This window comes from Rhodopirellula sp. UH5 (assembly GCF_056839225.1).
The window spans coordinates 2597678-2609415 of record NZ_CM166390.1; the positions used below are offsets into that span (position 1 = coordinate 2597678).

Here is an 11738-nt window from a genome sequence, read left to right on the forward strand (position 1 = left end):
CGGCTGCGTTTGGCTACTGACTGGCACGTCCGACGTTCACGTCCCCTTGTTGCACCACACGCAAACGCTGAGACAGCTGCATGTAGTTCGAGGCCGCACGTGGATCAATCGTTTGGTACAAGCGAGCCAGCGAGGCGTAGGGCAGGGGATAGGTGGGTTGAATGCGAATCGATTCCATGAAGGCTTGCTCGGCTTCGCCAAACCGGCGCAGTTTCCCGCACGCCAGCCCCAAGTTGTAGTGATCCGCTGGATGGCGACGCAGCTTGATCAAACGCTGGTACAAATGATACGCCTTGAGGTGCTGCTCTTCAGCGGCCGCCGCGTTCGCCAAACTTTCCAGGGCGACCTGAAGTTCCGGTGTCGGCTGTTTCTCTTCCGACAGAACCCACTGCATCAATGTTTGGCTTTCCTTCCGCAAACGCTTCTCATCCGCTTCAGAACGATCCTTGTCGGGGAACAACAGGACTCGGTCCAGCAAACTTGCCAACCTTGTTTTGGCTTCGACCAAAGAAACGTGTGCGACACTGGAATCCGACTTCGATGTTTCTGCCGTCTGAATCGCGGAGCGTAAACGCTGAGTCGCCAAGTCGAAAACGGTCGTGTTGTCATACCTTGGATTGGATCCCATCCAAAGCCACTGCCCAATCGCAGTGGCTTCATTCAATTCTCGTTGCCAACTGCCGTCCGGGGATCGGTCGAGTAACGCAACCACATCCGGCAACTCGGTGACCGGAGTTTCGGTCGCCATTTCGGCCGGTGCGTCGTTATCAGCCTGCTCGCTGGGCACCGCAATCCGGTGATCGGTGATCGAGACGTGAGGCACCTCGGTCTCCGATCGCGGCATGTGACATTGGTGACACGAGTTCTCGTTCGTGGTCATTCGGATGTTCAGCTTTTCGCCACAATCCAGGTTGTCGTGGCAAGACAAGCAATGATCTCGGTGAATCGATTCACGGTTTGCATCATCGACTCGTTGGTGCGGATCGTGGCACGTGACACAGGTCAGACTCTCGGATCCCAGGTAGCACTCGCTGGCGTGCATCTGGCCGAAGTGCCCCACAAAGCTGGTCGAAGCAGACTCCTTCTCCGTCGGCCCCACCTTGTAAACCAATCGTGTCGCTGCCAAATCCTCCCCGGGATGAAACGACCATGAATCGGCACCGCGGACAAACATCTGCACATCGCCCTGCAGATGGCACTGGGCACAGAGCGATTCCAGCGAGTCACGCCCCAGTTCATGTGGATGCACGATCGCCCAATCATGGGCCGCATCCAAATCAGTCAGATCAGTCGAATTGGCCGACAACTGGTTGGCGAGATCAACATGTTGCTGACCGCCGCCATGACAACGCTCGCAACCAATTGCGAGTTCATGCAAAACCGAGACACTTCGATTTCCATCCACCCGCGACAACGACCCCGCGTGGCAGAACAAACAATCGTCCGTGACTTGGCGAGAGAACCCTAAGTGGGACGGCGAGTCGTATCCGGGCGACATGTCGTACTCGCCTTGTTCGGTGTAGTGCGACAACGGGGCCTGCAGCAGAGCGTCGCCGTCACGAATCAAGTACGACTTCGCAAACGTGCCGCTTCCCATCACCAATTCGACCGGGTGGTCACTCAGCGGCATCACGTAGTCCGTCTGTGGCAGTTCCTGCCACGATTGATGACGAATCCGTTCTCCATCGCGGACGACCTTCATTTGTTGGGAACTGGGTTCATGGAAGAACGATTGCAATTCGGGTTCCACCTTCGCGTCCACCAGTCGCAAGGATTCCGCGTGGGTGGTCTCGAAAAACGATTCGGCACGATGAGGATGACAGGCGACACAGGCCTGCGACCCAACCGCGTTGTGCAGCATGGCCGTGCCACGGCCTTCCCTCGGACTCGAATCCGGTTCCTGGATGGCTTCCGCTTCGGATCCCGATTCTGGCTCCGCCCCTGAAGGCACCGGATCGGGATCCTGCTGGGGTGTGTTCGAACCAACGGCCGATTGATTCGCAGGAGGCTCGATTTCCGGCGAAGCCGATTTCTTCGAGCATCCGGCCCATGTGAGGCTGAGCATCAGACCGCAAAGCAGTATTCCCCGGTGAGTCGGCGTTGATTGCAAGACAGGCCTTGTACGAATCGGTTTGTGTCGAAATTCAGAAACAGGATTCATCCGATGGAGGGGGATTTCTCGAAGACATGATTCTCGCGGTGTGGAATCCCGCCTCGATTGTAAGACATCGGGCTGGGGTGGGATTGTTTGGGGATCTGAGAGCAGGACACGAAAACCGTTCAATTCACCTCGTCCGGTGACTTTTTTCAGTCATTGACGGTTTTTTGATCGGAATCGACAATGCCCCGACGAGCCCTCTTTCCCACACGCTTCGAATTGACCTGCCATGAGCTTCATTCAGTCACAAGACCCCGCCATTTGGGACGCGATCCAAGCCGAAACGATTCGTCAGCAAGACGGGTTGGAAATGATCGCCAGCGAGAATTACACCAGCCCAGCGATCATGGAAGCCGTCGGCAGCGTCCTGACCAACAAATACGCTGAGGGCTACCCCGGACGCCGCTATTACGGCGGTTGCGAGCACGTTGACGTCGTGGAAACGATCGCGATCGACCGCGCCAAGGAACTGTTCGGCGCCGAAGCCGCCAACGTCCAGCCTCACAGCGGCTCGCAAGCCAACGCGGCTGTGTATTTGAGCTGCCTCGAAGTCGGCGACACCGTGCTCGGATTGGATTTGGCCCAAGGCGGCCACCTGACGCACGGCATGAAGCTGAACATGAGCGGCCGACTCTACAACTTCGTCAATTACGGCGTCGACGAAGTCAATCATCGCTTGGACTTCGACCAAATCGTCAAGCTGGCTCGCGAGCACAAACCAAAACTGATCGTTGCCGGTGCAAGCGCCTACCCACGCGAAATCCCTCACGATCGATTCAAAGAAATCGCCGATGAAGTGGGTGCCAAGTTGATGGTCGACATGGCCCACTACGCCGGTTTGGTCGCCGCGAAAATCCACAACAGTCCCGTGCCCTACGCGGACTATGTCACCACGACGACCCACAAAACGCTTCGTGGGCCTCGCAGTGGTCTGATCATGTGCAAGCAAGAACACCTGAAATTGGTCAACCGCAACGTGTTCCCCGGCACTCAGGGTGGACCGTTGATGCACGTGGTCGCTGGCAAAGCAATCTGCTTCGCCGAAGCGATGACCGAGGAATACGCCAGCTACGGGCAAGCCGTGGTAGACAACGCGAAAACGTTGGCGGACACCCTGATGAGCTGCGGCCTGCGATTGGTCAGCGGCGGAACCGACAACCACCTCATGTTGGTCGACGTCACCGCGGTGGACCTGGGCGGCAAGAAAGCCGAAGCGGTCCTCGATGCTTGCGGCATCACCGTCAACATGAATATGATCCCGTTTGACCAGCGAAAACCGATGGATCCATCTGGGATCCGAATCGGAACGCCTGCACTGACCACCCGCGGAATGGGTGGCGACGAGATGAAACGAATCGGCCAATGGATTTACAATGCATTGTCCGATTCCGACAACGCTGCGTTGCACGAAACCATCCGCACCGAAATTCGCGAAATGGTGCAGGCCTTCCCCGTTCCCGCCGCTGCTGAATCTCCCGCCAGCGTTGCCTGATCCGGCGTCGCTGGTTTGGTCCCTTTGAAATCTTCCTGTCTCCCCTTCCATTGAAAGCCGCTTCGGATGCATCGGATCCTGATTGCTGACGACAACACTGCCAACCGCGAACTGCTGGAGGCCTACTTGGTCAACATCGAATGCGATTTGGAAACCGCGGTGGACGGGGAAGACACGCTGGCCAAAGTGGCATCGTTCCAACCGGATTTGATCCTGTTGGATGTGATGATGCCCAAACTGAGCGGATTCGAAGTTTGCAAGCAACTCAAAGAAGATCCCCAGACCAGCAACATCATGATCTTGATGGTCACGGCGCTCAGCGAACTGGGAGACATCGAACGAGGCGTCCAGGCCGGAACCGATGACTTTCTGAGCAAACCCGTCAACCGAATCGAGTTGATCAAACGGGTCGAGAACATGCTGAAGCTCAAAGGCACCACCGATGAACTGACGCGACTGCGGATGTACATCCAAGAAATGGAAGAGCGTTGATCCAACCTGGAGCCGCCGCTTGCGACAAGCCTGCCGGCGGGGCCTTCAGCGGATACACTGGATCACGAAGCAATCCGCTGATTTCCCGCGGTTGAACTCACCCGCTAGGTCCAGGCAGAGCACGTCACGGTGGCCTGTCCCATTCGCGTGAGTTGAGGCGTCTTTTCCATCACCCCCTAGGCTGCCATGTTTGACGGTTCGCTCGATGCGTTGTGCTTGCTGCCCCCTCAATTCGGTACGGGGCGACGAGGAGTCTCACCGACGCCTCCGGCCTTCGAAGTCCAGCGATTGGAAGGGCCTGCCGTCAAACTCCCCACGCGATTGTTTCTTGACGAAGCCCCGTGGTATCGCTGGTCTCCCAAGATCGCACAAACCCTGGCCAGTCACCTGCAGCAACTCGGCATTCTGACATCGTACTTGCAGAGTGAACTTGGAATCGAAGCCGATTCCGACTCCCCGCAAGAGCCAGAAGAATCCAAGGGTGTGACGCATCCACTTCAGTTGCTCCCCTATCGCAGTGAACGCTATGGGCTGAGGGCAGACGACTTCGAAACTGCGACGGCAATCGACCTCCGGCTTTCGCCCCTTCGCGACGCGTCCGGTCGCTTCGCTTACTGTGCCGAGCAAATTCGGCGTTGGGAAGCGACGCCAGAAGAACAACCTCTGTCCGGAGGCGGTTGGGTTTCCGCGTTCACGCTGCCACCCGATGTGCTTGATTTAGAGCACCTTCCCAGCAAGATCCACCAGCTAAGACACCTGGCTCCCCAAGCAGCCATTTCGGTGAGTGTCACCCCGGAATGGGTTTGGCACCATCGCGAAACGTTGCTGGCCATCCCGGCGGATTGCTTGCTCATCCGCGCCGGCCAAATCTCAATCCCTGGACTGCAATTCGCAGAACTGCTGCATCAACTGGTCCAACAGCCCGGTGTCCCGCCACTTTGGTTGACACCGCCGCGTTGGGAAAACCAACATGTCGCGTCAGTGGATGATTGCATCAAACTGGTTTCACTGGGCGTGTCGGCGATTGCCATCGACGGCTGGATGGAAGAGGTGTTTGACGCCATCGACCACGTGCCTGAACCGTCGATCTACTCCGGCAATCCGGAGGGTCAATTGGACCAAGCGATCAAGCCGATTTTGGAATCCCATCTGCTCCCCCAAATCGAGCGTTTCACAGCGTTGATCACCACGATCACTCATTCGCCCAGCCTCGGCACTTTCGACAAACCCACCGCCGACCGACTCAATATCCTTCATCTCGGTCACTGAACTCTCGGTCAGCAGGCATCTCAAAACGAAAACAGCCTTCTCACCGAAATGAGAAGGCTGCTGCGTTTCAAGTTTTGGACTTGGGTCAATCGTTGTTGGATGTTGAAGCAGGTTCTTGCCCCATCAACATCATCAGCATTGGAGCACCGGCTTTTCCACCACCAAAGGTGTAGCCTGCCTCCAAAGCTCGCTCGATGCGTTCTTTGCACTCGGTCAAGTGTGCCAAGCTGTAAGCATCCATCTTCTTGCCACACTTCTCAATCGTCGAATCCATCCGGCTTGCCAAGGTTCGCAATTGCATCCGAGCCAGGTTGCTGATCGGATGATACGCAGCCGTGTCTTGACCTTCTTCCAAGATCAAATCCACCAGTCGCTGAATATGCTCGCGTTGCAAGTTTCGACGCAGTGATGAAATCATCGGCTTGCGATCATTGCGATCCTCTGGGCACGGCTGATCGAGCTCTTCCCAAACCGCATTGCTGACCGTGTCCAACAATTCAGGCAACGTCAGAGCATCCGTTTCAGCAGGAAGACGCAGTTCATTGTCGTAAACCCGACGCAAGGTGGTTGGGTTCATGATCAGCGTCAAGGTGCTCGCTTGCATGCCCAAAACACGATCGTGAATTGGCCAAGTCGCTTCATTCGACATGCCACCACGGCCACTGTCGAGCCACTTGTCGACCCCCAAACGCTCGAGGATCTCCGTGGTCAAGCCATACGATTCGTCTCGGAAACTGGTGTCGATCACGTACTGCAACGCAGCACGTTGATCAGCGGCAGGAACCACCTCGACAGGAACGCGATTTCCGGGATCCCCCTTCTTATCACGATTGACGAATGCACCACCGATCCAGTTAGCCATCATACTGACCGACTTGGTTTGAATCGCCAGTGTCAGCTCGTATCCACGGCGAGCCTTGGCCCAGCTGTCACCTTCTTTGACGAATTTCTCGAGCAAACGTTCACGATACAACTGAACCAAACGCATTTGCTCTTCCGCGAAGGTCAGCGGGTCTTTCCCGAAATCATAGCGACGGGCGTAGGGATCCGGACCGCTGGTGTCCTCGTCCGTGGCGTACTGCAGCTCTGGCTCGGAGCACCGTTTCAAGATGTCCTTGATCTTGGAATCCTCAAAGGTGTACCCATATTCGATCGCCCAGAAGTCATAGGGACCGATATCGATCATGCCGTAGTCACCTTGGACGTCACCCGCTTCGTAGCGGTAATTGATTGGGCAGTAGTCCATCACCGAGGCGGTGAAGGTTTTCTTGCCTTTCAGCTCCTCACTGTTGATCTCATCGATCGTGTACAGACCTGAGGCCTTGAAGTTGTGACGCAATCCGAGCGTGTGTCCCACTTCGTGAGCGACCAGATCGGCCAACAATGGACCGACGAACCATTCTGGAATCCCATCCAGCAACTCGTCTTTTTCCTTGTCGCTGTCTTCTTTCTCATCGTCTTTTTTCTCATCGTCCTTCTTATCGCCGTCGGACTCTTCTTCTTCCGACTCTTCCTCCTTGTCTTTTTTGTCTTCGTCCTTGGCATCCGCGTCTGCCTTGGCGTCCTTGTCGACGTTTTCAGCTTCCGCTTTCTCCTTCGCTTCTTCTTCCTTTTTCTTTTCGGCTTCTTCGTCCGCCATCAGAGCCAAGCCCCAATTCATGCGAGCGAACGCCAGGTCCATGCTGCGACCGGATGCAGCCATGCACAAACCATTTTTCTGGCTGACCTGCCCCATCAGTCCATCAAATTCATCATCGCCCAACAACGCCGGATCGGCTTGCGCCATGGCATATCCCGCCATGGGTTGCTGTGCTTCGAGAGCATACTTGGCCCGCAATGAATTGGCGGATTCCGTTGCCCCCATTCGAACACGAGGGTCCCAACTGGGATGACTTCCCAACCATGCCAACGTTTCGGCACTCACACCTTCCATTGCCAACTTTGGCATCAGGTCGTTGTAGTTGAAATTGAAGTGACGGATCCAACCATCGGTCAAGATGATGTCCGCGTCCAAGATCTGCCCGGTCTCGGGGTGAACACGACTGGGACCGATCGCGGTTCCAACGTCGTTGTTCAACCAACGAACGAAGTTGTAACGAACGTCCTCGGGGTCTTTTTCCATGTGGATTTTGCTGACCGCGTCTTGATACTCAATCACGATCGCGTCGACGATCCCGACCTTCTCAAACGCCTTGTTCCAGTAGTCCACCCCTTTCTTGATCCAACGTCGATATCGAACCGGAGCAGTGTGCTCGACATAGAAACGAATGGGCTCTTTGGGAGGACTGAGCTTCAGCTTTGGATCACGTTTTTCGAGGTGCCAACGGTTGATGTAGCGAACCTTGGTTTCATCGTCCTGATACTGACTCAGATCCGAGAACGAAGTCACGAAGAAGCCAACGCGTTCATCCGCTTCACGAGGCTTGAAACCGCTGGAACTGCTGGGCACTTCGCTGAAAGAGTAGTGAAGCGTTTGGAGCTGGCCACCGCGTCCCACCACTTCAAACGCCAACTCGACGTTCTCGGGGAACACCTTGGCAGCCTCGACGGTGAACAATCGACTGTTGGCCAGACGGACAGACGCCCCAAAGAAAGTCGTCGCGTTGCCGATCAACAGGCTGTCCATGTCGACCACAGGACCGCCATTGGGCCCCATCGCCAGAATTGGCACGTCGAGAAGCACTCGGTCGGTGAACAACCGCTTGACCGATGCTTTGGATTCCGCGTCACCGGTCGCACGAATGTCCAAATTGGGAGCGATCAATGCGAGGCGATTGTTGTAGCGTCGCCACTGAACGACCCAGTCACCGGATTGCAATCCGGCGTAGCGATCGCCACTGCTGAGAGTCAATGCGACGAAGTACTTCTTGCCAGCAAAATTCTTTGGCAACTCGGCAATCACCGAGGCTTCCTTTTCATTTTGCCAAACATTGAACAAGCCTTTTTTGGCTTGTTGATCAGACACTGGAAGCTGTTCGTAGCCTTCAGAGATTTTTGCGAATGGTGGCAAGTCGGCGGCGGAACTGGTCAACGCGCTTCCAACGTATGTCACCGTCACGGCGGCAATCGTGGCCACTACACGGCAGATTCGATTCATACCCAATGCTTCCAATGGTTCGTTCGAAAAAAGGAGGGAGAGTCAAGACTAGGTTAAAATAAGCAGTCTCGGAGGTTTTCGTTCATTGTCTCTTCACTGTTTTATCCGATAAAGTCGGCGCAATCCAAACAATTTGCCGGACCAGTTGATACAAAACGCTCACTGAGCCGAGTTCACCGCCACACACGGGCTGCTAAGTGGCACAAGCACGCCATAGAAGAAAAACACCCCAAACTGGACCCCACCGCAAAATCAGTGGGGAAATTCAGCCAGCACTCGCGGGTCGATCTCCGATTGACGGTATGCCATCAAACGTTCCAGCGCGGCGCCGTCTTGCATCTGACAGATGGCCCAAACCGCAATCGCTCGCAGTTCAGCGTCGGAATCGCCCATCGTGATGAACAACAGTTCGATCGCGTCACGACGCTTTTGGTTCCCCAAAACAAGGATTGCATTTCGCAACATCCCTCGACGCCGGGATCGCCAAAACGGGGTTCGTCGATATCGCCGACGGAACTCATCGTCGGTCATCGTGAACAGCGCGGTCAGCTCCAACCACCCCTCCCGATGATTGGAATCGCTCTCCGATTCGCGATGGCCTCGCAGACCAGACAGATCGTGTTGCGCTCGCGCAGGCCGGCGATTCCAGGGGCAAACCTCCTGACAAACGTCGCACCCAAACGCCCAATCCCCGATGCCGGCTCGCAGGTGCCGCTCGGGCAACTCGGAGCTTTCGATCGTCAAATAGCTGATGCACTTGGACGCATCCAGCACACCAGGACGAGGGAAGGCATCCGTGGGACACGCGTCCAAGCAGGCAGTGCACGTTCCACAGTGACTCGACTCGTGCCTCTGGTCGATTGGTAGCTCCACATCCACCAGGACACAGGCCAGGAAAAAGTAGCTGCCCAACTGTTTGTTCAGCAACAACGTGTTCTTTCCTCGCCACCCCAATCCCGCCAGCACCGCGACCTCTCGCTCCATCAGCGGTGCCGTGTCCACAATTCCCCGAGCGTTTGCCTCTGGGATTTGCTCGCGAATCAGACGAACAATTCGTTTCAACTTGGGATGAATCACATCGTGATAGTCGATTCCCGACCACGTGTAGCGAGCCGTTTTGCCGAATGCCAAATCATCCCCGACGTCGGCATCAGGGATGGGTTCGCGATCAGACGCGTCGTAGTTCATGGCCAGAACGATGATCGACTTCGCGCCTTCCAGCACCCCGCTTGGATGACGGTAGGCATCCAGTCGACGTTCCAGGTAATCCATCGTTCCCGCATAGCCAGCCTCGATCCATTGCACCAACTGGTGGAACCCTTGGCTCGTCACGGCGGGTGCGATCCCCATTCCAGCGAAACCTTCCGACAGAGCAGCCTCGCGAATCTGCTCGACCGTCTCTCTCACGACAAACCGGCTTTTCGATCGCGAATCAGAAGGGAAGTCAAATCGCTGCGGCGGACAGTGGCAACCAAACGATGAGGCGGTTCATCGGTGACCACTGGCACACAGTCATCCGTTGTTTGGCGAAACAGTTCCACCGCATCACGCACGGGCTGGGCCGGGTGCAGCAGGACCTCCGGTGGCGTCGACAAATCGCCCGCACGAACCAGGTGGTCGGAATGAGGATCAAAGAAAGCCTGGTTGAGCAGATCGAATCGAATCAATCCCACCACGCAGCGATCTTCGTTGAGGACAGGAAACGTGTTGTCATGGGAGTGTTCCACGAAATGAACGACTTCGTTGAAATCGGCGCTCTCGGCAATCCCTTCGACGCTGCGGCGCATCACTTGTTCGACTCGCATGCGTTCGGACAACGCCTGCTTTTTATTCAGCAACCCGGCGGACCCCGCCAACCGCGTGAACACATTCCGCAGCGCGCCCAGCGGCGTGCCAAACGTATGGTGAATCGAATTCGCGATCGGCATTTCACCACTTCGCAACACCGCCGCACGGGTGAGCAACGGCCCAAGAATTTCGAAGACCACCACCGTCCCCAAGATGATCGTCTGGACTTGCCCGGCCATTTCTGGATTGCGTGCGGTTGCTGTCGCGGCCAAAGAAATCGCGACGCCAGCCTGCGCCAACATAGCTGGTCCCAACCACGTCTTCACTTCGGGAGAAGCTCCCGTTCTCGAAGCCATGAACCAAATGCCGGCGACCTTGCCAACGCTTCGCAACACGACGTAACCGGCGCCGATCATGCCAACATCCAGCAGCAAATTGAGATCGAGCTCGCTGCCATGAACCGAGAAGAACACCACCGTCAGCAGCCCGCCGATGGAATCCATTTGCGCTGTGATTTTCTGCGTCCCGCTCGATGAATTGACGACCACCAAGCCAACGACCAGGAACACCAACATGTATGGCAGTTCCCAGGTCTCACTCAGCCCCAGCATCAAGGCGGAAGCCCCAACCAGCAACACCAACCATCGCCGGGTGTGCATGATTTCGCACGCGTAGCTGATCACCAGGCCACCGAGCAGCCCCAGCAGAAAGGCGCCACCGAGCGAACGGACCAGCAAGAACACCGTTTCACTGAGCGATCCTGATGCGTCGCCTCCAGCCACTTCGATTGCGAGCCAGACCAACTCGAACGCGATCACAGCGACGAGATTGTTCAAGGTCACCAAGGTTCCCGTCAAACTGGTAACCGGCCCCTCCGCATTGGTTTCTCGCAGCACAAACATCGTCGTGGCGGGTGCGGTCGCAATCGCCAGCGTGCCCAACAGCGCGGCCTGGGCGGCCGACATGCCCAGTAGATAGGTGCCCACCGTGACGAGAACAACCGTGAACGCCAACTCGCCAAACGAGAGTGGAATCGCCCGCCGAGCAATCTTTCGAATCTGGTCGAACGGGAACAAGGTGCCAAGGTAGAACAGCACCAAAGCCATGGCGAGCTTTGTCAGTGGCTCCAGCACCAAATGATGCTCGTGCGGAATCAAATTGCCAAAACTGGGGCCAAGCAACAGCCCAGCGATCAGGTACGCGGTGACCTTGGGCAGACGCAAGATCTCGCTGGCCAGACCAGCCAGCAAACTGGCGGTCAACAACAGCCCCAACGTCGTTGCGATGTGCATCATTTCGACCGGACCCGAGTGCGCGTCACTCGCTATCGCGCCAGCGTCTGCAGCGCCTATCAAAAGGGTTCCGAAGGAGTCGATCATGGCAACTAGCGAGCGAAGGGCCGAGACGTAAGTCTGCCAAAACCGGCAAGCAGGCCCGCAGTT

7 protein-coding genes are annotated in these 11738 nt (G+C 56.4%); 3 read left to right on the plus strand and 4 right to left on the minus strand.

Features of this window, described 5'->3' with window-relative positions; translation table 11 throughout:
• Window positions 1-13 precede the first annotated feature (13 nt).
• Window positions 14-2065 (minus strand): hypothetical protein, encoded by a 2052-nt coding sequence (locus UH5x_RS09340; protein ID WP_047813385.1) that lies wholly within the window; start codon window positions 2063-2065, stop codon window positions 14-16.
• A 322-nt stretch (window positions 2066-2387) separates the two neighbouring features.
• On the opposite strand from UH5x_RS09340, the gene UH5x_RS09345 reads away from it, so the two are divergent.
• The 3 genes from UH5x_RS09345 (at window position 2388) to UH5x_RS09355 (ending at window position 5411) form a co-directional block, all read left to right on the plus strand.
• Window positions 2388-3650: a serine hydroxymethyltransferase gene (locus UH5x_RS09345; RefSeq protein WP_047813386.1), complete on the plus strand. Its 1263-nt coding sequence runs from the start codon at window positions 2388-2390 to the stop codon at window positions 3648-3650.
• A gap of 66 nt (window positions 3651-3716) precedes the next feature.
• Window positions 3717-4142, plus strand: coding sequence for a response regulator (locus tag UH5x_RS09350; RefSeq protein WP_482635502.1), 426 nt, complete (start codon window positions 3717-3719; stop codon window positions 4140-4142).
• Window positions 4143-4328: 186 nt separating this feature from the next.
• A complete protein-coding gene (locus tag UH5x_RS09355; RefSeq protein WP_482635503.1) occupies window positions 4329-5411 on the plus strand; it encodes a hypothetical protein in 1083 nt (360 codons plus the stop codon).
• Window positions 5412-5496: 85 nt separating this feature from the next.
• Here the strand turns inward: UH5x_RS09355 and UH5x_RS09360 are convergent, their stop codons facing one another.
• The 3 genes from UH5x_RS09360 to UH5x_RS09370 form a co-directional block, all read right to left on the minus strand.
• Window positions 5497-8508 (minus strand): zinc-dependent metalloprotease, encoded by a 3012-nt coding sequence (locus UH5x_RS09360; protein ID WP_047813389.1) that lies wholly within the window; start codon window positions 8506-8508, stop codon window positions 5497-5499.
• Between the two features lie 252 nt (window positions 8509-8760).
• Entirely contained in the window at window positions 8761-9915 is a 1155-nt protein-coding gene (gene queG, locus UH5x_RS09365; RefSeq protein WP_482635504.1) for a tRNA epoxyqueuosine(34) reductase QueG, read from the minus strand.
• A complete protein-coding gene (locus UH5x_RS09370; protein WP_236696074.1) occupies window positions 9912-11591 on the minus strand; it encodes a cation:proton antiporter domain-containing protein in 1680 nt (559 codons plus the stop codon). The genes queG and UH5x_RS09370 overlap by 4 nt, the downstream gene beginning before the upstream one ends.
• Window positions 11592-11738: the final 147 nt, after the last annotated feature.

Bases quoted from the DNA above. Each gene is read 5' to 3' on its own strand.
- UH5x_RS09355 (WP_482635503.1), top strand. From the start codon at position 4,329: ATGTTTGACGGTTCGCTCGATGCGTTGTGCTTGCTGCCCCCTCAATTC.
- UH5x_RS09340 (WP_047813385.1), bottom strand. From the start codon at position 2,065: ATGCTCAGCCTCACATGGGCCGGATGCTCGAAGAAATCGGCTTCGCCG.
- UH5x_RS09370 (WP_236696074.1), bottom strand. From the start codon at position 11,591: ATGATGCACATCGCAACGACGTTGGGGCTGTTGTTGACCGCCAGTTTG.
- UH5x_RS09345 (WP_047813386.1), top strand. From the start codon at position 2,388: ATGAGCTTCATTCAGTCACAAGACCCCGCCATTTGGGACGCGATCCAA.
- UH5x_RS09360 (WP_047813389.1), bottom strand. From the start codon at position 8,508: ATGAATCGAATCTGCCGTGTAGTGGCCACGATTGCCGCCGTGACGGTG.
- UH5x_RS09350 (WP_482635502.1), top strand. From the start codon at position 3,717: ATGCATCGGATCCTGATTGCTGACGACAACACTGCCAACCGCGAACTG.